This is a genomic window from Campylobacter sp. IFREMER_LSEM_CL2194 (genome assembly GCF_025771685.1).
Taxonomy (GTDB): Bacteria; Campylobacterota; Campylobacteria; order Campylobacterales; family Campylobacteraceae; genus Campylobacter_D.
Genome location: NZ_JAKMQS010000001.1, coordinates 159,028 through 182,712, shown reverse-complemented (window position 1 = coordinate 182,712; position 23,685 = coordinate 159,028). Strand labels below are relative to the sequence as shown.

25 protein-coding genes are annotated in these 23,685 nt (G+C 29.7%); 7 read left to right on the top strand and 18 right to left on the bottom strand.

Going from position 1 to position 23,685, the window contains the following annotated elements; genetic code table 11:
• The first annotated feature begins 1 nt into the window (after position 1).
• Genes L8V79_RS00955 through hemH form a run of 3 tightly spaced genes read left to right on the top strand, consistent with a single transcriptional unit; the run spans position 2 to position 2,837 of the window.
• Positions 2 to 1,078, top strand: coding sequence for a DegT/DnrJ/EryC1/StrS family aminotransferase (locus L8V79_RS00955; protein WP_263702170.1), 1,077 nt, complete (start codon positions 2 to 4; stop codon positions 1,076 to 1,078).
• Entirely contained in the window at positions 1,075 to 1,932 is an 858-nt protein-coding gene (locus tag L8V79_RS00950) for a Gfo/Idh/MocA family protein (protein ID WP_263702155.1), read from the top strand. The genes L8V79_RS00955 and L8V79_RS00950 overlap by 4 nt, the downstream gene beginning before the upstream one ends.
• Positions 1,933 to 1,934: 2 nt before the next feature.
• Positions 1,935 to 2,837 carry a ferrochelatase gene (gene hemH / locus L8V79_RS00945; protein WP_263702154.1) on the top strand — a complete coding sequence of 301 codons (903 nt, stop codon included), beginning with the start codon at positions 1,935 to 1,937 and terminating at the stop codon, positions 2,835 to 2,837.
• A 27-nt stretch (positions 2,838 to 2,864) separates the two neighbouring features.
• Here the strand turns inward: hemH and L8V79_RS00940 are convergent, their stop codons facing one another.
• From L8V79_RS00940 to sstT, 17 genes are all read right to left on the bottom strand, one after another.
• Complete coding sequence (locus L8V79_RS00940; protein ID WP_263702153.1) at positions 2,865 to 4,676, bottom strand: peptidoglycan D,D-transpeptidase FtsI family protein; 1,812 nt, start codon at positions 4,674 to 4,676, stop codon at positions 2,865 to 2,867.
• Between the two features lie 3 nt (positions 4,677 to 4,679).
• The gene (fliE, locus tag L8V79_RS00935; RefSeq protein WP_263702152.1) at positions 4,680 to 4,973 is read right to left on the bottom strand and encodes a flagellar hook-basal body complex protein FliE; all 294 of its coding nucleotides are present in this window, start codon (positions 4,971 to 4,973) and stop codon (positions 4,680 to 4,682) included.
• A 3-nt stretch (positions 4,974 to 4,976) separates the two neighbouring features.
• Positions 4,977 to 5,471: a flagellar basal body rod protein FlgC gene (gene flgC, locus L8V79_RS00930; protein WP_039618718.1), complete on the bottom strand. Its 495-nt coding sequence runs from the start codon at positions 5,469 to 5,471 to the stop codon at positions 4,977 to 4,979.
• A gap of 10 nt (positions 5,472 to 5,481) precedes the next feature.
• On the bottom strand, positions 5,482 to 5,913 hold the full coding sequence (flgB, locus tag L8V79_RS00925; RefSeq protein WP_039668590.1) for a flagellar basal body rod protein FlgB: 432 nt from the start codon (positions 5,911 to 5,913) through the stop codon (positions 5,482 to 5,484).
• Positions 5,914 to 6,005: 92 nt separating this feature from the next.
• Complete coding sequence (gene aat / locus L8V79_RS00920) at positions 6,006 to 6,647, bottom strand: leucyl/phenylalanyl-tRNA--protein transferase (RefSeq protein ID WP_263702151.1); 642 nt, start codon at positions 6,645 to 6,647, stop codon at positions 6,006 to 6,008.
• The gene (locus tag L8V79_RS00915; RefSeq protein WP_263702150.1) at positions 6,622 to 8,751 is read right to left on the bottom strand and encodes an AAA family ATPase; all 2,130 of its coding nucleotides are present in this window, start codon (positions 8,749 to 8,751) and stop codon (positions 6,622 to 6,624) included. The genes aat and L8V79_RS00915 overlap by 26 nt, the downstream gene beginning before the upstream one ends.
• Entirely contained in the window at positions 8,748 to 9,041 is a 294-nt protein-coding gene (locus tag L8V79_RS00910) for an ATP-dependent Clp protease adaptor ClpS (protein WP_263663090.1), read from the bottom strand. The genes L8V79_RS00915 and L8V79_RS00910 overlap by 4 nt, the downstream gene beginning before the upstream one ends.
• On the bottom strand, positions 9,025 to 9,642 hold the full coding sequence (locus L8V79_RS00905) for a thioredoxin domain-containing protein (RefSeq protein WP_263702149.1): 618 nt from the start codon (positions 9,640 to 9,642) through the stop codon (positions 9,025 to 9,027). The genes L8V79_RS00910 and L8V79_RS00905 overlap by 17 nt, the downstream gene beginning before the upstream one ends.
• A gap of 12 nt (positions 9,643 to 9,654) precedes the next feature.
• Entirely contained in the window at positions 9,655 to 10,110 is a 456-nt protein-coding gene (gene smpB, locus L8V79_RS00900) for an SsrA-binding protein SmpB (RefSeq protein ID WP_039668585.1), read from the bottom strand.
• Entirely contained in the window at positions 10,110 to 10,865 is a 756-nt protein-coding gene (locus tag L8V79_RS00895; RefSeq protein WP_263702148.1) for a 4-(cytidine 5'-diphospho)-2-C-methyl-D-erythritol kinase, read from the bottom strand. Before L8V79_RS00895 ends, smpB begins: the two co-directional genes overlap by 1 nt.
• On the bottom strand, positions 10,862 to 11,089 hold the full coding sequence (csrA, locus tag L8V79_RS00890) for a carbon storage regulator CsrA (RefSeq protein ID WP_012661763.1): 228 nt from the start codon (positions 11,087 to 11,089) through the stop codon (positions 10,862 to 10,864). Before csrA ends, L8V79_RS00895 begins: the two co-directional genes overlap by 4 nt.
• The gene (gene truB, locus L8V79_RS00885) at positions 11,083 to 11,901 is read right to left on the bottom strand and encodes a tRNA pseudouridine(55) synthase TruB (protein ID WP_263702147.1); all 819 of its coding nucleotides are present in this window, start codon (positions 11,899 to 11,901) and stop codon (positions 11,083 to 11,085) included. The genes csrA and truB overlap by 7 nt, the downstream gene beginning before the upstream one ends.
• Positions 11,898 to 13,961: an ATP-dependent helicase gene (locus L8V79_RS00880; RefSeq protein WP_263702146.1), complete on the bottom strand. Its 2,064-nt coding sequence runs from the start codon at positions 13,959 to 13,961 to the stop codon at positions 11,898 to 11,900. Before L8V79_RS00880 ends, truB begins: the two co-directional genes overlap by 4 nt.
• Positions 13,958 to 14,404 (bottom strand): hypothetical protein, encoded by a 447-nt coding sequence (locus tag L8V79_RS00875; RefSeq protein WP_263702145.1) that lies wholly within the window; start codon positions 14,402 to 14,404, stop codon positions 13,958 to 13,960. Before L8V79_RS00875 ends, L8V79_RS00880 begins: the two co-directional genes overlap by 4 nt.
• Positions 14,397 to 16,118: a M3 family oligoendopeptidase gene (locus L8V79_RS00870; protein WP_263702144.1), complete on the bottom strand. Its 1,722-nt coding sequence runs from the start codon at positions 16,116 to 16,118 to the stop codon at positions 14,397 to 14,399. Before L8V79_RS00870 ends, L8V79_RS00875 begins: the two co-directional genes overlap by 8 nt.
• Before the next feature lie 4 nt (positions 16,119 to 16,122).
• The gene (locus tag L8V79_RS00865; RefSeq protein ID WP_263702143.1) at positions 16,123 to 17,001 is read right to left on the bottom strand and encodes an aspartate carbamoyltransferase catalytic subunit; all 879 of its coding nucleotides are present in this window, start codon (positions 16,999 to 17,001) and stop codon (positions 16,123 to 16,125) included.
• Between the two features lie 9 nt (positions 17,002 to 17,010).
• Positions 17,011 to 18,237, bottom strand: coding sequence for a serine/threonine transporter SstT (gene sstT, locus L8V79_RS00860; RefSeq protein WP_263702142.1), 1,227 nt, complete (start codon positions 18,235 to 18,237; stop codon positions 17,011 to 17,013).
• A 132-nt stretch (positions 18,238 to 18,369) separates the two neighbouring features.
• Here sstT and metK point away from each other — a divergent pair, with 132 nt between their 5' ends.
• Positions 18,370 to 19,563, top strand: coding sequence for a methionine adenosyltransferase (gene metK, locus L8V79_RS00855; protein WP_263702141.1), 1,194 nt, complete (start codon positions 18,370 to 18,372; stop codon positions 19,561 to 19,563).
• A gap of 10 nt (positions 19,564 to 19,573) precedes the next feature.
• On the opposite strand, the gene L8V79_RS00850 is transcribed toward metK, so the two are convergent.
• Entirely contained in the window at positions 19,574 to 20,896 is a 1,323-nt protein-coding gene (locus L8V79_RS00850) for an apolipoprotein N-acyltransferase (protein ID WP_263702140.1), read from the bottom strand.
• On the opposite strand from L8V79_RS00850, the gene yajC reads away from it, so the two are divergent.
• From yajC to secF, 3 genes are read left to right on the top strand one after another with little or no spacing between them, the layout of a single operon-like run.
• Positions 20,866 to 21,141 (top strand): preprotein translocase subunit YajC, encoded by a 276-nt coding sequence (yajC, locus tag L8V79_RS00845; protein ID WP_012661754.1) that lies wholly within the window; start codon positions 20,866 to 20,868, stop codon positions 21,139 to 21,141. The two genes, L8V79_RS00850 and yajC, sit on opposite strands and share 31 nt — an antisense overlap.
• The gene (secD, locus tag L8V79_RS00840) at positions 21,134 to 22,714 is read left to right on the top strand and encodes a protein translocase subunit SecD (RefSeq protein WP_263702139.1); all 1,581 of its coding nucleotides are present in this window, start codon (positions 21,134 to 21,136) and stop codon (positions 22,712 to 22,714) included. Before yajC ends, secD begins: the two co-directional genes overlap by 8 nt.
• Positions 22,714 to 23,685 (top strand): protein translocase subunit SecF, encoded by a 972-nt coding sequence (secF, locus tag L8V79_RS00835; protein ID WP_263702138.1) that lies wholly within the window; start codon positions 22,714 to 22,716, stop codon positions 23,683 to 23,685. The genes secD and secF overlap by 1 nt, the downstream gene beginning before the upstream one ends.

Sequence of the window (23,685 nt, the reverse complement as noted above, 5' to 3'; positions counted from 1 at the left end):
AATTCCTTTTATAGACTTAAATGCTCAATATAATGCTTATAAAAATGAAATCGATGAGGCTATTAGTGAAATTTTACAAAGCACTTCTTTTATAGGTGGTGCAAAATTAGAAGAGTTTGAATATAATTTAGCTAAATATGTAGGTATTAAACACGCAATAGGTTGTTCAAGTGGTACAAGTGCGTTATTTTTAGCCTTGATGGCTTTGGGTGTAGGTAAAGATGATGAGGTAATAGTGCCAAGTTTTACCTTTATAGCTACAGCTGAAATGGTTGCTCTAATCGGCGCTAAACCTGTTTTTGTAGATATTGATTTTAAAGATTATAATCTTAGTTTAGAAAAAGTTCAAAGTGCTATCACGCCTAAAACTAAAGCTGTAATTGCTGTGAGTATTTTTGGACTTATGCCTGATATGTTTGCTCTAAAAGAGCTTTGTAAAAGTCAAAATATTGCTTTGATAGAAGATAGTGCGCAAAGTTTTGGAGCTAGTCAAAAGGGTATAAAATCATGTGCTATAGCTGATATATCATGCACAAGCTTTTTTCCGTCTAAGCCTTTAGGTGCTTATGGAGATGGCGGGGCGATTTTTACCCAAGATGATGAATTAGCGCAAAAAATAAAAATTTATTTAAATCATGGACAAATACAAAGATATAAACATAAATACATCGGTATTAATGGAAGGCTTGATACTATCCAAGCAGCTATTTTAAATGTGAAATTAAAATACTTAGATGAAGAGATTAAAAAAAGAGAAGCAATAGCAAAAATTTATGATGAAAATTTAAAAAATTGTATTTTACCACCAAGGAAAGATGATTTTGTGAGTGCCCAGGCTCAATATAGCGTGCGTGTAAAGAATAGAGAAAATTTCATGCAAAAATTACAAGAGCAAGGCATACCTACTGCGGTGCATTATCCTTTAGGGCTTCATTTGCAAGAAGCTTTTGATTATCTTGCTTATAAAAAAGGCGATTTACCAAATACAGAACTTTTAAGTGATGAAATTTTATCCTTACCTATGAGTGCATTTTTAAAAGAAGAGCACCAAGCTAGAGTGATAGAGGCTTTTAAATGAAAATAGGGCTTATAGGTCTTGGTAAAATGGGTAAAAACCATTTAAGAGAACTTGAGCGTAATTTAAAAGTAAAAGAAATTCATCTTTATGATCCTTTTTGCAAAGATAAATTTAAACACTTTTTTCATAAAAATTTTGATGATTTTTTAGCACAAAATCTTGATGGTGTTATCATTGCTACACCTACTCATACGCATTTAGATATAGCTTTAAAGGTTTTTCCTAAAATAAAAAATGTTTTGATAGAAAAGCCTTTGGCGTTAAATGTTGATGAAATTTTAATCTTAGAGCAAAAAGCTAGAGAAAACAAAGTCAGAGTAGGGGTGGGTTTTTGCGAGAGATTTAATCCTGCTATTTTAACTTTTAAAGAAAAACTTTTAGAAGATGAGATTATAAGTATTAATATACAAAGAATTTCGCCTTATCCACAAAGAATAAACGATGTAGGTGTTTTAAGTGATCTTAGTGTGCATGATATTGACTTAGTTAGATTTTTAAGTCAAGAGCAAATTTTAAAAGCAAATATTTATAAAAGCTTCCATCATGATAAATTTGAAGATGAGGTAATGATAAGCTTAAAATTAGAAAATATCTTAGCAAGTATTCATGATAGCTGGAATGGACAATGTGTTATAAGAAAAATCGCACTTTTAGGTAAAAAACATACTTATGAACTTGATCTTAAAAATTTTGAACTTTTTATCAATATGCAAAAAATTCCAAATTTATATGAAAACTCTCCTTTATATGCTGAGCATGAAGCCTTTTTTGAGCTTTTGCAAAATGGGGTTTGTAAAAATTTAGCTAGCATTGAAGATGCTTTGAGAGTGCAAGAAATTTTAGAAGGTGTTTGATAGTGAAATATGTATTTTTTTTAAATATGGGCGGGGTTAATAAACTTGAAGAATGTGAAGTTTTTTTAAAAAATATGTTTAATGATCCTTATATTTTAGGGATAAAAAATGTTTTTTTAAGAAAATTTGTAGCCTTTATGATAAGAAAATCAAGACTAAAAGCTATGAAGCAAAACTATGAAAAAATGGGTGGGAAGTCCCCGCTTACTCAAATCACACAAAGTTTATGTGATAAATTAAATTCTAAAACTAGAGAATATAGCTTTGATTTTATCAGTCTATATGTACCACCCTTTGTAAATGAGGTTTTTTCAAAATATGATTTTCAAAAAAATGATGAAATCATTTTATTTCCTTTATATCCTCATCATTCTAAAACCACTGTAACTAGTTCTTTAGAAGTGGTGCAAAATGAGCTAAGAAATATCCAAAATCAAGCTAATGTAAAAATCATTGATGTTTTTTATAAAGATGAACTTTATAATGAAATGATTATAAAGCATATTTTAGAAAAAAAGAAAGAATGTGATTATAAAACTTTGATTTTTTCTGCCCATTCTTTACCGCTTTCGGTGATTAAAAAAGGTGATTTATATGAAAAACATGTGCAAGAGCATGTGGGTATCTTAAAAGAAAAACTTAAAAATGAATTTGAACAAATCATTTTATCGTATCAATCAAAACTAGGTCCAGTGAAATGGCTTGAACCTAATACAAGTGATATTTTAGCAAATTTAGATCAAAAAGCTTTGATTTATCCTATATCTTTTTGCATAGATTGCTCTGAAACGATTTTTGAACTTGGAGTTGAGTATAGACACTTAGCAAAAAGTGATTATGAGCTTATTGCTTGCCCTAATAATAGTGATGAGTTTATAGAGTTTATTTTAAATTGTTTAGTTTAGAGTCAAATAAAACTCTAAATTTTAAAGTTAGTTTGGATTAGTTTTTATCGTTTTGTTCTCTATAGGCTTTAAATAACTTTCTTTTATCATAAGATTTACTGTATCTTTAAACATAGGTAAAGCACTTTGTGCAGCATAATAACTATAAGCCTTGGTAGGATTTCTCACCAAAACCCCTATGGTGTAATTGTTTTTCTCATCATTTGCAAAGCCAAAAAATGAAGCATTGTAGCGATTTGAAGTATAGCCTTTTCTTTCAGCAATCCTAGCAGTTCCTGTTTTACCACCTATGATAATGCCTTGAGTTTGTGCTTTTTTACCTGTTCCTTTTTCTATAACATTGATTAAAATTTGTTGCATTTCTTTGGCAGCTTTACTTGAGAGAATTTTTTCTTTTTTAACTTCATCATCAAGTTTTATTAAGCGTCCATCTTGATAAATTTTATTTGCAATTTGTGGTGTGATATAAATTCCATCATTGTTAAATACATTATAAGCAGCTAGAAGTTGCATAAAAGTTGTTTTTAAGCCATAACCATAGCTTAATACAGATTTTTCTACTTCTCTTAATCTTTTTGGATTTGGTATTTCTCCTTTTTGTTCATAAGGAAGATCAATACCACTTCTTTCTCCAAAACGAAAAATTCTAAGCCCTGAGATGATTTCAAGATTGCTTAATCTTTGGGCGATTTTAATCATGCCGACATTTGAAGAGTAGGTGATAACTTCTTCCATGCTCATTTTATCTTTTCTATGATCATCGCGTATGGTAAAACGACCAAGCTTGTATTGACCGCCTTGAGTGTTGATGATTTCATTGACTTTGATTTTATCAAGCATTAAAGCAGTGGTAAATATAAAAGGCTTTATAACAGAACCTGCTTCATAGCCATATTCTATCGCGCTTGCATTAAGTACAGATAGATCTTTTCCACGATTTTGCGGATCGTATCTTCTTGAGCTAGCAAGGGCTAAAATTTTTCCACTTTTACTTTCCATAATTGCAACTATAATTTCATTAGCTTTTAGATCTTCATTTCTTTTATCAATAGCCTTTTCTAAGCCTTTTTGAAGTTTTAGTGAAATATTTAAGTATAAATTACATCCATCTATTTTACGCTTTTCATAAGAGTGCAAATTTAAGATAATATTGCCACCTATATCTCTTAAACCTTGGATTTTTGCATTTTGTAAAGGGCTTAAGCATTCATTGTAGTATTTTTCTAAACCTTTTATGCCGACATTTTTAAAAATTTCGCTTTTTTCATCCATATAAGTTCTTGTGTAGCCTATGATAGGAGTAAGTGAGTCTTTTGGCATATACACGCGATCTTCTTTGTGTTCTATGATATCAAGTCCTCTTGTTTCAACTCTGCCGTTGTTATTTGTAAAAGACTTAAAAAAACCTTGAGTATAAAGCTTTTTAGCTAATTCTTTTAAATAACTTGCATCTTTTGAGTTAATATCTTGGAGTAAAATAAAATTATAACTTCTTCTTTTTTTTGCAAGCATTCTTTTTTTGATATCTTGCATTTGCTCATCGCTTGCGCCACTATAAATCTGAAAAAGTGTTAAAAATAAATCTTTTTTATCAGGATTTAAACTTCTTAGATCAATCTCTGCTCTATAAATTTGCCTACTAGAAGTTACTGTAAAATTATCGCTTGTGATGATATTACCTCTAAGAGCGGAAAAATATTGTTCTTTTTGGGTATTTGGTATATGGCGTTTTGAGGTTAGAAAAAAAGTAGAAAGTAAAAACAAGGCCATAAAAAACAGAGCCATACAAAAAGCAAAAGCTACCTTTGAAACTCTATTTCTAATGGTGTTTGAAAGCATATATTAAATTTGAGTTCTTGAAATTTCTTTATATGCGTTTATAGCCTTATTTCTAACTTCAAGCATAAATTTCATACTTGATTCAGCTTTGCTAATAGCAATTGCTGCTTGGTGTAAGTCTTTTACTTCACCTGTTGCGATGTCTACCATAGCAGCTTCAGCTGTTTCTTGAGTTTTATTAAGGTTGTTAATAGAATTTTTTAATAAGCTTGAAAATTCATTACCTATATTATTTGAGTTGTTGTTATTTTTATTGTTAACATTGTTAAATTGATTTATACCATTAATAGTGTTCATTTATTAACCTCTTAGTAAATCTATCGCACTTTGTGCTATAGTTTTAGTGCTTGTAAAAGCGCTTACATTTGCTTGGTAAGCTCTTGTTGCTTCTATTAAATCGGCCATTTCAATGACAGGGTTTATATTTGGAAAAGCAACATAACCTTGTTCATTTGCATCTGGATGAGATGGATCAAATTTCATACGAAAATCTTTATCATCTCTTACAACCTTATCAACCACTACGCTCATTATAGCAGGTTTTGCATCTTTTTGTGAAGCTGGGTCGTTTAAAGGATTTTCATATTCTAAAAAATTATTATCTTTAGCGATTTGCTTATTTAGTAATTCGTTAAAATCAGTCGCTTTAAAAATCACTTCTCTTCTTCTATACGGTCCGCCTTCTGCTGTTCTGGTAGTGTTTGCATTAGCTATATTTGAGCTAATTACATTCATTCTAAAGCGTTGAGCGCTAAGTCCGTATCCGCTAATATCAAAATCACTTAAATAAGCCATTGTTTTTCTCCTAGCCTAATTTAGAGCTTGTTTCTATGATGGTTGAAAAAATATTACTTTGTCTTCTTAAAACACCATCTAAAGCAGTAATCATCATAGTATTTTTACTCATTTCAGTAGTTTCTACATCAAGATCTACTGTATTTGCATCATTTCTTGCTAAATGCCCATCTCTTAAATAAATGGTTGATTTATTAGGATCTGGAAATTTCCAAGGTTTTTGATGATTTGCATTTGTACTTGCTAATTCAAGCTCTTTAGTATCTTTCTTTTTAAAAATTTCATTTGCTCTATTAACTAAAGCAGTTTCAAATTCTATATCTCTTGCTTTATAAAAAGGAGTATCAACATTTGCAAGGTTGGAATTAATCATTTGACTTCTTAGATTTCTTCCTGCTAAAGCATCAACAATAAGTTCTTTTGATTTAAAAGGGCTTATCATAATTTTTCCTTTAAAATAAAGCTTTTATAGACTAAAAGCAAAAATCATTCCAAAATATTTATGCAATTTTGTTTATCTATAAGTATATCTTTTTATAGTAAATTTTTGAAATTTTTAAAGCCACTTTCAAGCGAAACTTTTTTTTCTAGTGTTTTTAAAAAATCTTTTTTTGTCATTTCTTTAGCGCCCATAAATTTTAAATGCTCATTAGGCACTTGACAATCTATTAAAAAATCATATGGTTTTAAAAGCTCACAAAGTCTTATTAGGGCTACTTTTGAAGCATCTTTTTTAAGGCTTATCATGCTTTCGCCAAAAAATATTTTGCCTATGATAAGTCCATATAAACCACCGATTAAAACATCATTTTCATAAACTTCAACACTATGAGCTAAATTTTGCTCAAAAAGCTTTGTATAAACTTGTATAAACTCTTGACTTATCCAAGTTTTTTTTCTTTTTGCACAATGACTTATAAGCGAGTTAAAATCAAAATCAAGTCTTATTTCATAAGTTTTTAAAGCTTTTTTTATGCTTTTTTGTATACGCACTTCATTAGGTAAAAGCACCATTCTAGGAGAAGGGCACCACCAAGTAACAGGATTACTAGTCCATGGAAAAAGCCCTAAGCTATAAGCATGAGGTATAAAGTCTACCTCCAGTTTTTCACTAATAAAAACAGGCGCATCATCAGGGCTTTTTAAAAGTTTAGAATACAAATTCGATTTTTTCATTTTTGGAAAGTTTGAGTTTTAATTTACCACCATTTTTTAATTTTCCAAATAAAATCTCATCGCTCAATCTTTCTCCTAATTCTTCAGCAATAATGCGTTTTAATAATCTGACTCCAAATTCTTTGTTATTGGTTTTTTTAGCAAGAAATTCTTTTACTTTTTTATCAGCTTCTATGGTGATATTATTTAAATTTTTCGCCATTAAATCTAGCTCTTTTTGGACGATTTGTTCTAAAATTTCTTGATTTAAGTCATTAAAATGAATGATTTTATCTATACGGTTGATAAATTCAGGCGCAAAAAAATCTTTTATGGCTTTATTGTTTTTTTCTTTATCACTGCTTAAAAAACCAAGCTCATTACTTTCTTTTAAGCCTAAATTAGAGGTCATAATGATAATAGTATTTTTAAAATCAGCTTTTAATCCACTATTATCCGTTAAACTTGCATTATCAAAAATTTGCAAAAAAGTATTAGTTAAATCAGGATGAGCTTTTTCTATCTCATCAAATAAAACTACGCTAAAAGGATTTTTTCTAATACTATTACTAAGCAAGCCACCATCTTCATAGCCCACATAACCTGCTGAAGTTCCTATGAGTTTGCTCACATCATGTTTTTGTGAGTATTCACTCATGTCAAATCTTTCAAGATTAAGATTTAAAATTTGTGCTAAATTTTTCGCAAGTTCGGTTTTACCAACCCCGCTTGAACCGGTAAATAAAAACACGCCTTTTGGGGTGTTTTTACCTTTTAATCCTGCATAGCTTTGTTTTAAAATAGAACATAAAGCTTTAATAGCTTCATCTTGTCCAAAAATGTTTTGTTTTAAATCATGCTCTAAGTTCTTAAGAATTTTACCTTGATCGCTTTCATAAATTTTATGGGAATGCGTCATTCTTGCTAAAGTATTTTCTAAATCTTTTATTTTTACTATTTTTTTACTTTTTTTATCTTCTAAAGCAAAGCTTGCACCAAGCTCATCGATTAAATCAATCGCGCTATCTGGTAAAAATTTATCATGTAAAAATTGTTTTGCTAATTTTATACTTGTTTGTAAAATTTCATCACTAATTTTGATTTTGTGAAAATTTTCATATTTGCTTTTTAAGCCTTGTAAGATTAAAAAACATTCTTCTTCGCTTGGTTCATCTATATCAATTTTTGCAAATCTTCTACTTAGAGCTTTGTTTTTATCGAAGGTGTTTTTATATTCTATAAAAGTAGTTGCTCCTATGCATTTGATATTGCCATTACTTAGTACAGGTTTTAATAAATTTGACATATCTGCATGACTTTCATTGCTTGCGCCAGTTCCTACTATGGTGTGAATTTCATCTATAAATAAAATAGCATTAGGGATATTTTCTAATTCTTTAATGATATCTTTTAATCTTTTTTCAAAATCACCTCTGTATTTTGTCCCTGAAAGCAAGCTTGCCATATCAAGACTATAAATTTTTGAGTTTTTTAAATGTTTTGGCACTTTTTCTTCAGCTATAGCTAGCGCTAGTCCATCTATAATGGCACTTTTACCAACACCTGGTTCACCAACCAAAATAGGATTATTTTTCTTGCGACGGCTTAGAATTTGCATCATTCTTTCAAGTTCAAATTTCCTACCTATAACAGGATCTATTTTACCTTTTTTTGCAAGCTCAACTAGCTCTATGGTATGGGTTTTTAAATTTTCAAATTCAGCATTTTGTAACAATTCTTTTATTTTTTCTTCTTCTATTAGGTGTTTTTTTAAAATATTATAAGAATAAGCTTTTTCTTCTTTGCAAAGTGCTATGATAAAATCAATCACACTTGTTTGATTTTTTGCATTTAGCTTGTGTAATATATTTTCCAAGATCACAGAAAAAATAGGTTCTATTTCTTTTTTTAAAATTTCGTTATTTTTAGCTAAGTAGTTTTTTAACTCATTTTCAAAGCCTTGTAAATCACCATCTCCAATTTCTTCAAGTAGATTTTTAAAGTCATTGCTAAGTTTAACTAAAGCAAAAAGCAAATGCTCACAAGTGATAAATTCATGATGATTGATAAAGCTTAAATGTCTTGCATTTGGTATAAATGAGTCAATTAATTCTTTATATTTCATTGTTCTTCTATCCTTGTTTGGAGTGGAAAATCATTGTTTTTTGCTGCCATGTCAACTTGCTGTTTTTTGCTAAGTGCAATTTCTTCTGTGTATATGCCACAAACTCCACTTCCTTGATGATGGATTTCAAGCATGATCGCACTTGCTTTTTCAAAATCATGATGAAAAATATTCATTAAAATTTCAATTACAAAATCCATAGTGGTAACATCATCATTTAAAAGCAAAACCTTAAACATTTTAGGTTCTGCTAGTTTTTGTTGCTCTAAAATTTCACTTTTTAGACCCATTTAATATCCTATTAATATCTTCTTGTATAATCTCAGTAGAAACTTTCCCAAGATAATATTTCACATAATTTTTTGAGTCTTTATTCCAAAAGTCTGTTAAATCTTGATAAATACCATCTTTTAAAACCACTTTAAAAGGAAGTTGCTCCATGCTTTGATAGTTGATATCTTTTAAAGCTTGTGCGACAATTCTATCATTTTCTTTAGAATTGCTTAAAAAATAATACGCCCCATATTTAATGGCAAAATCTTTTACAGTTTGATCGCTTACATTTTCAAAATGACTAAGCCCCATGATGATAAAATTATCTGTATTTTTTTGCCATAAGCTTGTTAGATGGGCAGCTTCTTCTTGGCAAGGTGTGCAAAAGGTTCCAAAAAAATCAAACATTAAAATTTTATTCTCTTCGCCCTTTACCACAAAACCATTTTGTGTTCTTACTAAGGTTTTTTCACCTCCATTGACACTTTTTAAAAGAATTTCATCGCCCATTTTATACTCAGCAAACGCAAATTCATTTTCAATTTTTTCTTCACTTGAACAAGCATTTATTAAAAATGCAAAAGCAAATGTAAAAAATAAATAAGCAAATTTTTTCATCAAAATCCTTTTTTAATAATGATTTTTCATAGCAGCTCTTGCCTCAAGATCTGCTTGTTTTTTCTTTAAACTTTCTCTTTTATCGTGTAAGTTTTTTCCTTTAGCTAAGGCTATTAAGACTTTTGCTTTATTTTTTTCATTAAAATAAAGTTCTAATGGAACTATAGTAAAGCCTTGAGTGCTAATTTTACCAAAAAGCCTATCGATTTGCTTTTTATGCATTAAAAGTTTTCGCGCGCCTTTTTCATCATGCTTATAAAAAGAATGTGTAGTACTAAGATGAGAAATATGAGCATTAAGTAAGAAAATTTCACCTTTGATAATACGCACAAAAGAATCTTTTAAATTTGCTCTACTAGCTCTTAATGCTACTACCTCAGAACCTTTTAAAACAATACCTGCTTCAAATTTTTCCAAAATTTCATAATCAAAAAAAGCTTTTTTGTTTTTTACTATAGTTTTTTTCATTATTTAGCCTTAAAAACTCCACTTCCACTTCCACTTAAAAAATAAGCCTCATTAAGAAAAGTTTGCATTTTAGGATAAATTTTTACACAAGGAGCAAATAAGTCGTTTAAATCAGTATTTTTATACTCTAAAATTTCACTTGTTTTAAGTGTTTTAAGTGTTTTGGCTAAATTTAAATTTGCTGTTAAATCGTATGAGCTTTCATCAAATGCTTTATATACTTTTGCGCTTGAGCATTCAATAGCAGGAAAAGTAAAATCAAGTTGGCTAAAATCATCTTCAAAATATTCTACAATCTCGCCACACCCGCTAACATTTGCACTATCATATCCACTTAAAAAAAAGATTAAATCAGAACCGAGTTTTTGGCAGATTTGTTCAAGTTGTTGTTGGTTAAGTTTTAAATTTAAAGATTCGTTAATCATAAGCAAAAATGTCACTGCATCAGTGCTACTTCCACCAAGGCCTCCACCTATGGGAATGTTTTTGATAAGCTTTAAACTTTTGTCTTTAAAAAATTCATTTAATTCATTAGAAAATCCTAAATTTTCTAATTCTTTATAAGCTTTGCATATGATGGTATCTTGAGTAAAATTTCCAGTAATTTCAAACCCTTCTTTGGTTTTTTCATCACTAAAGCTTAATTCATCAAAAATATCTTTTAATAAAACAAAGCGTGATTGTAATAAATGATAAGATCTTGAGTCAATTCCTATGATTTTTAAAAAAATATTAGCTTTTGCGTAAGCTTTCATTTTTTAAGCTTTTTACTCAGATCATCAAGTTTTATCGTTTCATCACTAATTGCATGTAAATTTTCACTTTTTACTTGCTCGATAAGCTCTTTGCGTAGTATCATTAAAGACTTTGGAGCTTCGATGCCTATTTTAGCATAGCCTTTGCCTGTTTGAACTACTTTGATTTCTATATCATCTCCGATTTTTATACTTTCATTTTCTTTTCTTGATAAAATTAACATTTTAATACCTTATTTAAATAATATTGCACTTGATTATCTTGGATAGAAATGATAGAAAAAAAATCTTTTTCTTCTAAAATATAGCTACCTTCTTCTTGAATTTCCAAATCGTCCAAAAATATTTTTTGTCCATTGTGTAATTTTTGGGGGTATTTTATCGTATTTTTTCTAAGATTTAAATAAGCTAAAGGATTTAACTCTTTTTCATTTTCATAAAAAAACCTTCCTTCACTTAAACGCTCTAATGAGCTTAGCGTGGCTTTAATACCAAGTTTTCTAGCAAATAATTCACAATAAGAGCGTATATAAGAACCCTCACTAACTGCTATTTCTATGGTTAAAAAGGGGTGGTTATAGTGTAAAATTTTAGTATAAAAAATTTCCATAACGCAAGGTTTTAAATTGACTTCAAAACCTCTTTTTGCAAGCTCATAAGAGCGCACTCCATCTATTTTTTTTGCACAAAATGCGGGTGGGGTGTAGGTGATTTTACCTAAAAGTTCATTTTTAATTTGTTCTAAAACTTTCTCTTCAAAAGCATTTATAAGATTGATCTCTTTGATATTTTGATTATCAAGGCTTAGTGAATGCACACCTAGCCAAAGCGTTGCTTTATAAACTTTTGGATTTTTATCAAAAAAGCGAAAAAGTTTTGTGTATTGATCAAAGGCTATGAGTAAAACACCTTTTGCAAAAGGATCAAGTGTTCCTGAAAAACCTGCTTTTTTATTTTTATATTTTTTCTTGAGTTTGCCTAAAAAAGCATTAGAACTCATTCCACTTGGTTTGTAAGCTACAAAAAGTTTATTCATATTACTTTTTCCACAAAACTTGACATTATCATTCTTTCTATGCCTCCAAAATTAATCGTGAGTTTTTCTTCAGCACCTATTTTACTTACCCCAGTGACTCTGCCTATGCCAAAAATTTTATGTTTGATTAAATCGCCTTTTTTATAGCAATTTTTTTGATGATCTAGTGTTAATTCTTTTTTGATTACATTGCTCTCGCCAAAAAATCTACTTTTTTCTAATCTTGTGCGACTTCCTTTATAAAATCTAGAATTAGCATAGCTTAGATAAAGTTTTTTCTTGGCTCTAGTGATTGCTACATAAGCAAGTCTTCTTTCTTCTTCTATATTGCTGGATTCGCTAGTGAGTGGAAAAAATCCTTCTTCTAAGCCTATGATAAAAACATTATCAAACTCAAGTCCTTTACTTGCATGAATACTCATAATACAAATACTTTCTTTATCAAGTCCATCTTGCTCATTAAGTAAAGAAATTTCATTTAAAATATCATCTAAGCCATTATAATTTCCATGAGTGATTTTATCTTTTAAGTTAGCATAAAGTTCATCTATGTTTAAAAGTTTATCTTCACCCTCTGGATTATCTTTATAAAATTCTTTGATTTTAAATTCTTCTTCTAAGGCTAAAATCATTGCAAGCAAATCATCTTTTTCTTTGATTTTGTGTATGCTTAGTATGAATTTTTCTAATTCTTTGTCTGTTTTTTTGCTAAAAAATCCATTTCCTTGCAAAGCACATAGGCTTTCAAATAAAGACAAATGATTTTCTTTGGCATAATTTTCTAGCTTTTCTAAACTTGCATTACCAAAGTTTCTTTTAGGGCGGTTGATAATGCGTTTAAAAGAATAATCATCATTTAAATTTGAAAGCAATCTTAAATAAGAAATGATATCTTTAATCTCAGCTCTTTCATAAAAACGAATTCCACTTAGCAATTTAAAAGGAATTTTTTCTTTGCTAAAAGCTTCTTCAAGAGCGCGAGATAGGGCATTTACTCTATAAAGTATGGCTATTTCACTAGGATTAATCCCTGAGTTTAAAAGTTTTGAAACTTCTCTTGCAACCTTAAAACTTTCAATTTTTTCATCATCATTTTGTAAAATTGTAATTTCTTCGCCCTCATCTTTGGTGCAAATTAAAGTTTTTCCTAGTCTTTTTCTATTATGCTCTATAAGTTCATTTGCAGCTTGTAAAATAGCGCTAGTTGATCGGTAGTTTTGCTCTAGTTTGACTAATTTTACATTATTAAATTGCTCTTTGAAATTTAAGATATTTTCTATTTTAGCCCCACGCCAACCATAAATACTTTGATCATCATCGCCCACCACACAAATATTTTCATGAGACGTGCAAAGTTTTTTTAGAATTTGATATTGCAAGGCATTGGTATCTTGATATTCATCTACTGTTATATAAGTATATTTTTGACTTTGCTCTTTTGCAAATTGTTCATCTTCTAAAATTTTATTAGTTAGCATGAGTAAATCATCAAAATCCATAAAATTATTTTGGATTAAAAAATGCTCATATTGTTCATATAAATGAATGATTTCTTCGTAATTTTTGTTTTTTTCATCTTTTAAAAATTCTAGTTCTTTGCGTATTTCTTGAGCACTTTTGCTTTGATTTTTAAAATTTGAAATATAAGCACCTATACTTGCTAAGGAGCTTTGCAAATTTTCGTTAGCTAAATCTTTTAGTATTTTCTTTTTATCATCTGTATCAATAATGACAAAATTATTTGCTCTATTAATTCTTTCGCTATAAAGTCTTAAAAATAACAAGCCAAATTTATGAAAAGTACATAAAAGGGGATTGTGTAAATTTTGATCTTGTAAAAGTGCTAAGGCTCTTGTTTTCATTACATTAGCAGCTTTATTTGTAAAGGTTAATGTGAGGGTATTTTGCGCAGGAATACCTACATGATCGATTAAATAAGCAAGTCTAGTGGTAATGGTTTTAGTCTTTCCGCTACCTGCACCTGCTAGTATCAACATAGCTCCATCAATATGCATGATAGCTTCTTTTTGGCTATCATTTAAACCTTCAAAAAAACTCATTTTTTAAATAAATCTTTATTATTGGGATTATTTAAAAAAGCATTCATGGATTTTTCTTTTAATTTTTGATTATTTTGCTTTTTGAAATAGTTTGAAAAATTAACAAAAATGATATTATCTTCAACTTGAATTTGAGTAATTGCCCCTAAATCCACTTTCACAAAGGTTGCAAAATCATCAGGGCCAAAACCTGCATGAAATTCTATATGTTCATTTGTTAAAACTATGGATTTAAAAGTATAGCCACCAAGAGCAAAAAGACAATAAGGATTTTTACTCACTACATCTAATTCTGGTGGCAAAGGAGGTTCGAGTGTAACAAATTTAGTATTTACAATGATATTAAACTCAATATTCTCTTGAGTTAAAATTTGCAAACATTCATAAATGCTTTTTTGCATTAAACTTATAAAATTTTTATTATTTAAAATTTTATCAATCATTGCTTAGCCTTAAAAATTCATCTACTAGTATTCTAACTTGCTCTAAGCCTATATTCCAAAACTCATCACTTTCTATATCAAAGCCAAACATAGCTACAAGTTCTTTTGGACTTTTACTTCCCCCGCTACTTAAAAACTCAATATAAATTGAAGTAAAATCAGGACATTTACCACTTTTATATAGACCATAAAGTGCTAAAACTAAAAGTTGTGCATAAGCATAAGCATAGCAGTAAAATGGAGAGTGTATAAAATGCGGTATATAAGAATACCAAAGGCCATAATTTTTGGTTAAAACTACGCTATCTTGAAACATTTTTCTTGATTCTTCAAGCCAAATTTCACTTAGTTCTTGAGCGCTTAACTCTTCTTTTTTAGCATGAAATCTGCGTTCAAAAGTAGTAAAATTAATCTGTCTATAAAGAGTAGCAAAAATATCTTCTATTTTTGCTGCATATAAAGATAAAAGCTCTTCTTTGTCTAAATTTTCTTTAATATAATCAAAAATCAACATTTCTGCAAACACTGAAGCAGTTTCTGCTGTAGTTAGTGGTGTATCTTGATTTAAAAAACTTACTTTATAAGAAAGTTTTTGATGTATAGTGTGACCTAGCTCATGTGCTAGGGTGAAAAGATCACGTCTTTGGTTGGTATAGTTTAAAAGTATGAAAGGATGGCTTAGTGGTGTACTTGAGTGAGAAAAAGCACCGCTTTGTTTAAATTCTTTAGGATAGACATCAATCCAATTATTCTCAAAAGCTTCTTTTGCTATGGTGTAAAAATCTTTAGAAAATTTTTCAAAGGTTTTTAAAACTATATCCTTTCCTTGATCAAAATCAACTTGCATTTCTTTTCCAATGGGTGCATAACGATCATAATCTTTTAGCTTTTTATACCCTAGAATTTTTTTCTTTGCATTATAAAATTTAGAAACAATATCAAAACTATTCTCGCTAGTGCTAATAAGCGCATCAACACTTTTTTTAGAAATTTGATTTCTTATATGTCTTGGAGTTTCAGGACTTTCATAGGCTCTTAACTCACAAATACTAGCAAGTTCACTTTTAATCATATTGAAAATATATACTAAAAGTTTGTTTTGCTTTTTTAAAGTTTTACTAAAGCATTTTGAAGCTTTTTTTCTAATGCTTCTATCTTTATCATAAAGCTTGCTTAGAATTTCTTCCTCGCTTAATTTTTGTCCTTCAAAATTAAATTTTAAAGCACTAAAGGTTTCATCAAATAATCTTGCAAATGCATTTGAACCTGTACTTGATAGAGTTAGGATAACTCTTTCTTCTTTTTTAGAAAGATTGTGTTTTTTGTGTTTGATAAGATTGTTTAAATAAAACTCATAATCTTTGCAAAATGTGATAAAAGTTTTGCTTTTTTCTTCTTTTAATTCGCAAAATTCAAGGTCAAAAAATAAGAGATTTTCTTCTATTTTTTTACTTAAATTTTCATATTTTGCATAAAAAGCACCTTTGGTGGTATCTTGAGCAAAATTTAAATACACATAGGTTAGTATGTGAGAAAGTTTTAAGATTAATTCTTCATAATTTTTTAAAGCTTGTAAAAATTGCTCATTGTCTAAACTATGAAGATTATTTTCATATTGTTTTTTAAATTCACAAGCTTCATCTTGGGTTTTTTGTAAAAAAAGATTTAATTCTTGCTCATCTTTAAATAATGTACTTAAGTTCCAATTTTGCATGATTTTAGCTTTCTAAAATGAGTTTTTTTAATACAGCCATTCTAATGGCAACACCATTTTTAACTTGAGTTAAAACCTTACATCTTTTATCAGCCATTACTTCATCGCTAATATCAATGTTTCTATGCACAGGACCAGGATGTAGGATAATGAGATTTTTATCTTTTATTAAATCTTTACTAATGCAAAAATCATTTGCATAATCTTTAAGCGATGCATAGGTTGGAATATTGTGTCTTTCAGTTTGTGTTCTAAGACTCATGATAATATCTACATCATCAATGACTTCTTTTAATTTATTTGTTTTTTTAATAGGATAATTTGGCATAAAATGAGGCGGGGCTACTAGGGCGATATCAATACCAAAACGAGGCAATAATTCTAAATTTGAAGCAGCAACGCGCGAGTTTTTAATATCTCCTACTATTGCTATTTTTTTACCTTTTACATTATAATCAAAATGCTCCATTATAGTAAAAAGATCAAGTAAGGCTTGGGTAGGATGAGCATGTTTGCCATCGCCTCCATTAACTATAGGACAATGAGTATAATTTGCTAAAGTATGAGGCACACCTGAGTTTTTGTGTCTAACTATAATAGCACTTGGTGCCATTGCATCTAAATTCGCAGCAGTATCAAAAAGTGTTTCACCTTTACTTGAGCTACTTCTTGAAACATCTAATTTTAAAACTTTAGCACCCAGTCTTCTTGCAGCTGTTTCAAAGCTTGATTGGGTGCGTGTTGAATTTTCAAAGAAAATTGTTGTGACACTTTTTCCTTCTAAAAATGTACGCGGTTTTTCATCTAGGAATTCTTTTGCTTCTTTAAATAAAGCCAAGATTTCATCATTGCTAAAATCTTTTGTAGTAATTAAATGCCTCATAAGTCCTCCTTAAATTTTTAAATTAAGCTCATTATCTGAACAAATAGCACTAAATAAAACGTCTGTTGAGCTATTTAAAGCTGTTTCAACGCTATCTTGGATAACCCCTATGATAAATCCAACCGCAACTACTTGCATGGCTATGTCATAATCAATATTAAACAAAGAGCAAGCAAGTGGTATAAGTAAGAGTGAGCCTCCAGCAACCCCGCTAGCTCCACAAGCTGCAAATGCGGCTAAAACACTCAAAAGCATAGCTTGTAAAAAATTTATTTCAATGCCTACTGTGTGAGCTGCTGCAAGACTTAATATGGCTATGGTTACAGCTGCTCCTGCCATATTAATCGTAGCGCCTAGTGGAATAGAAATACTATATAAATTATTATTGATATTTAATTTAGAGCAAAGTGCCATATTTACAGGGATGTTTGCTGCAGAACTTCTTGTGAAAAATGCAAAAACAGCGCTATGTTTTAAGCAAATAAAAATCAAAGGATAAGGATTTTTCTTTGTATAAGCAAAGACAATTAAAGCATTAATCACAAAGGCTACAAAAAACATGGTTAAAACTAAAATTATTAATAATTTAACATAACTTAAAAGTCCTGCTGCTCCTGTTTGAGCAACTGAATTTGCTACAAGTCCAAAAATTCCAAATGGAGCAAGCTTGACTATAAATTTAACAATTTTTAATACACCTTCGTTGATATCAGTAAAAAGTTGTTTTGCGTCATTTGAACAGTGCCTTAGAGCAAAACCCCCACCTATGGCCCAAGCTAATATACTTAAATAATTTCCTGAAGATAAGGCGTGGATAGGATTATCTACGATTTGAAAAAGTAAGGTTTTAAATACTTCGCCTATATGTGCAGGGCTTGTAGTAGAAGCTTTTTCAATATCGGTTAATACTAATTCTACGGGAAAGACAAAGCTTATGCTAACCGCGCTTAAAGAAGCTAAAAAAGTTCCAAATATATATAAGAAAATGATATGTTTTATTTTTTCGCTTCCATGATTAAATTCTTTTGTGCAAATAGTTGTTAAGATTAAGATAAAAACCAAAATCGGTGCTATGGCTTTTAAAGCTCCTGTAAATAAAGCACCAAAAATATTTGCAAAAATAGCTAAATCTTTAGAAAAAACACCTACTAAAATTCCTAAAATAATACCTATGCAAATTTGTAAAATAAGATTTCCATCTTTATAGCGTTTGATTGCACAAGAAAATAAACTCATTTTTTACCTTTTTTGTAGTGATAAATTTTTAATTTATTCTAACAAAGTAAAGCTTAAATAAGCTTTTTTATTTTTAAGCTAGCTTATGTTAAAATAAAGCTAGAATTTTTATGATAAGGAATATTAAAAAATATGTATTTGTTTACTTCTGAAGTTGTTAGTGCAGGACATCCTGATAAATGTGCTGATATTATAGCTGATTCTATAGTAGATGCTTTTTTAACTCATGATAAAGATTCAAGGGTTGCTAGTGAGGTTTTTGTAGCAGGAAATAAAGTAGTAATTGGTGGTGAGATTAAATCAAAACATAAGCTAGAAAAACAAGATTATGAAAATATTGTAAAAAAAGCTCTAGCAGATATTGGTTATGATGGGCATCCGCATTTTAGCAAAAAACAGTGTTTACATCCTGATGATTTAGATGTAATGGTATTTTTAAATGAACAAAGTCCTGATATTAATCAAGGTGTTGATCAAGAAGATGGAGAGATTGGAGCGGGTGATCAAGGGATAATGTTTGGTTTTGCAAGTAATGAAGCAAAAGAATATATGCCAGCAGCTATTTCTTATGCTAGAATGCTTTGTGATAAAGTATATGAGTTTGCAAAAAACAATCCTGATAAACTTGGAGTGGATATTAAAACTCAAGTTACGATTGATTATGTAAATAAAGAAAATTTTGAAAATTGTAAACCTCAAAGCATCCATACTATTGTAGTTTCAGCTCCTTGTGTTGAAAGTATGAAAATAGAAGATCTAAGAGCTTTGGTGATGGATTTGATTTTAGATTCAAATTTACCAAAAGAACTTTTTTGTCCAGAAAAAACAAGAATTTTAATCAATCCAACGGGAAAATATGTAAATCACAGCTCGTTACATGATAGTGGTTTAACAGGAAGAAAACTTATAGTAGATAGCTTTGGTGGCTATGCTCCAATAGGCGGAGGAGCACAATCTTCTAAAGATTATACTAAGGTTGATAGAAGTGGGCTTTATGCAGCAAGATGGCTTGCTAAAAATATCGTAGCCGCAGGTCTTGCTAAAAAATGCATAGTGCAGCTTTCTTATGCTATAGGTGTAGCTAAACCAACTTCTGTTAGTGTGGATTGCATGGGAACAAACACAAGATTAAATGATGATGTTTTAAGTGATTTTGTAATGAAAACTTTCCCATTAACTCCAAATTGGATTAAAAATAAATTCAATCTTGATAAACCAAGCAAAGATACTTTCATGTATGCTAATGTAGCTGCTCGTGGTCAAGTAGGTCAGGCTGATTATCCTTGGGAAAAATTAGACGCTCTTGATGAATTTAAAGCATTATAAAATGAAGCTTTTAAGCTTCATTTTGCTTTAAAAGTTTTTCTTTTATCTTTAAAATCAATATCTCTTTTGACTTAATTACAGCATTTTCTTTTCCATTAACTGCATGATATATGCTTGCATTATAATTATTTGCATAAAAACGCATTAGAAAATTTTGTAATTTATATTCACTTGAAAAATTAAACCAAGCATTGTTTGAAATGGCTATGATGATCTTTGAGTTCTTGTAAAGTTTTTCTTTAGTTGCTTCAAAGCAGATAGCATTAGTGATGAGTTGATTATTTAGAATGTATTGATTTAATTCCTTTCCTTTTGAAAATTCATCAATGTTTAAAAGATATTTTTTAAAAAAGTTTTTAAATATAGGAATTTCTTCCCCAAAAGGTACAAGATAGTGTTTGTTAAAAACTTGTATGTTGCCATTGTCAAATACATAAGTGCTATTGTATAGATGATTAGGTGTGGTACTTATAGCACCTGTGATGATGATGATTTGTTTTGATAAATCTTTTAAAGCTTGTAAATAACTTGGCGCTTTATTTAAAGCAAAGGCAAAAGCTGTTTCAGGAAAAATAATTGCTTCTTTGCCTTCTTTTATGGCATGATTGATTTGATAAAATATATCTTTAGAATGAGTTTGTAAATTTTCTTGTATGAATTTTTGATCTTGGGAGATATTAGTTTGAATTAATTTATAGTCTAAATTTAGTGTTTGTGGTTGTTTTTGACTATATTGAGCTCCGATTAGAATAAGAATTAAAATGATTGCTATTTTATAATATCTTGAAATATATTTTTCATAATAAAAATAAGCAATCAAAAACATAGTTATAATGCCTTGATAACTTGCATCAAAGATTCCATATACACTTAAAACACCCCAATTTAGCCAATCAAATCCAAAAGGATGAACAAAACTAAGTAAAAAAATTCCACAAAGTCTTAAAAAATCATATTTAAGAAAAAAACATACTAAAAATAATAATCCATAAATTAATCCGATTAAGATAATTTCTAAAGGAATTAAATAAGCTAAATTAAAATAAATTGATGATAAAGCTATCCACCAAAACCATAAAATTCCTACAAAAAATCCGGTATAAAAATATCCTATTTTACTTTTATTTCTTAGCAATAAAATCAAACCATATATACTTAAAAATGGTGAAATAAATTCAAAAAGTAAATTTTCAAAAAAAGAAAAATAAATAAAATTTGACAATAAAAGTGCAGAAAAAAAGGCTTTTATTATTTTAAAAGTGGTAGAATTAGAATTTATGAATTTTAAAAAAAGGGGAAGAAATGGCAGAAAACGGAAATATTTGGACTTCATTGTTGCCTCTCATTGTGCTTTTTGCGATTTTTTATTTTTTGGTTATCAGACCACAACAAAAACAAGCAAAAGACCACAAATTAATGGTTTTATCTTTAGAAAAAGGAGATAAAATCATCACAAATGGTGGGATAATTTGCGAGGTGGTAAAACCAGAAGAGGATTTTATCAAAGTTAAGCTTAATGATGAAAATGTAGTTGTAAAAATTTCTAGAGATTTCATAGCAAAGAAAATTGATGCGTAGTGGAAAAATTACTTATAGAAGTATCATTTTCTTTGTAGTTTTTCTTATAGGATTAATTTTTTCCATACCTTCTTTTATGCAAACCCAAAGTGGTGCTAAGATCAACCTGGGACTTGATTTGCAAGGTGGTTTGCATATGTTATTAGGTGTAGAAGTAGAAGAGGCGGTTAAATCAAAGGTTAAATCCATAGCCTCTTCTCTTAGTTATTCTATTAATAAAGAAGATATTATTGTTGATAAAATCAAAGTAAATGATACTAGTATTGAATTTAGTTTATTAGATGAAAATGATATAGCTAAGGTTGATTTGTTATTAAAAGACATCAAAGGCTTGGCTATTACACATGAAAATTTACACTACACACTTTCTTTAACCCAAGAAGAAATTAAATTAACTCATGAGCAAGCTATTTTACAAGCCGTGGAAACCATTAGAAACAGACTTGATCAATTTGGTCTTGCAGAGCCAAATGTAGCAAGATCAGGTGAGGATAAAATTTTAGTCGAACTTCCAGGTATTAAAACTGCTGTAGATGAGGCTAGAGCTAGAGAGCTTATCGCAAAAGCTGCACATTTGCAATTAATGGAAGTAGATGATGTTAGAATGGATCAGGTAAATAATCTTACTCCAGCTCAAGCTGCTGAATATGGAGACTTGATTTTTGAAGATGCAAAAAATCCTCAAATTAAATATCTAGTAAAATCTATACCTATTCTTGATGGTTCTATGTTAACAGATGCAAAAGTAGGCTTTGCGCAAAGTAATAATCTTCCTGTGATTAATTTTACCTTAAATTCAGAAGGTGCTAAAAAATTTGGAGACTATACAGGAAATAATGTAGGCAAACGCTTAGCTATAGTTTTAGATAATAAAGTATATTCAGCTCCAAGAATTAATGAAAGAATAGGTGGGGGTAGTGGTCAAATTAGTGGTAGCTTTACTGTTGAAGAAGCTCATGATGTGGCCATTGCTTTAAGAAGTGGGGCACTTTTAGCACCGGTTAAAATGCTTGAAAAAAGAAGTGTTGGACCATCTTTGGGTGCTGATAGTATTAAAATGAGTATGATAGCCCTAGCAGGTGCTTCTATATTAGTTATTGCATTTATGGTGATGTATTATGGTATAGCAGGAATTTTTGCTAATATTGCTTTAGTGGCAAATATTTTAGTGATTATTGCTGTAATGGCTATGTTTGGTGCAACCTTAACTTTACCTGGTATGGCAGGACTTGTGCTTACTGTGGGTATGGCAGTAGATTCTAATGTTATTATTAATGAAAGAATTAGGGAGTTATTGCGAGAAGGTGCTAGTATAAGGCAAAGTGTTGAAAATGGTTATAAGCATGCAATGAGTGCGATTTTAGATTCTAACATTACTTCGCTTATTACTTCAGTGGTACTTTATGCTTATGGAACAGGTGCAGTAAAAGGTTTTGCGGTGACTTTGAGTATTGGGATTTTAGTTTCGATGATTACTTCTATTGTTGGAACTCATGGTATGTTTGAAATGTTTATGAATCGTATGGAAAAAAGCAATAACACAAGATTATGGTTTGGATATAGGAGACCTTAATGCAATTTTTTAGTCAAAAACATGTTTATGATTTTATGAGAATGAGATTTGCAGCCATCTCTTTGTCTTTTATTTTATTTTTTGGTTCTATTTTTATCCTTTTTACTAAGGGTTTGAATTTTGGTATTGATTTTACCGGTGGAACTTTGGTGCAACTTCAATATGAGCAAAAAGCTCCTTTGGCTGAAATTCGCAAAGCTTTAGCTATTAATGAAAATTTAAAAGGTGCTAGTGTTACTGAATTTGGTAGTGCTAATGAAGTGATTATTCGTTTTTCAGGAAGTAGTGATAGTTTAGGAAGTGATATTGGAGTAAGTATTGCAAATTTATTAAAAGATACAGGTAAATTTGAAGTGCGCCGTGTGGATGTAGTAGGTCCAAAAGTAGGAGATGAACTGCGTAATAAAGGTCTTATGGCGGTTGGAATTTCTTTGATTGCTATTTTGATTTATTTGGCAGTAAGATTTGAATGGCGTTTTGCTATGGCTTCTATTGTGTGTGAAATTCATGATATAGTCATTACTTTAGGTGCTATTGCATTGTTCGAAATAGATGTAAATTTAGATATTTTGGCGGCTGTTTTAACCGTACTTGGGTATTCTTTAAATGATACGATTATTATTTTTGATAGGATTAGAGAAGGTGTTAAAATAAGTAAAAATTCAAAACTTGATTTAATTATCAATGAATCAGTTTCTGCAACTTTATCAAGAACTACTTTAACAACGGGTTTAACTTTAATTACTGTTGTAGTGCTTTATTTCTTTGGTGGATCTATGATAGAAGGTTTTGCTCTAACTATGATAGTGGGTATTGTAGCAGGTACTGCGAGTTCTATATTTGTAGCAAGTCCAGCACTTTTATGGTTTAAATTTAGTGTTGCGCAGTATCGTCAAAAAGAATTAGAAAAAGTAAAGAAAAAACAAGAAAAAGAGAAATTAAGAGCGATGTATGAAAAAGGAACAGTGTAA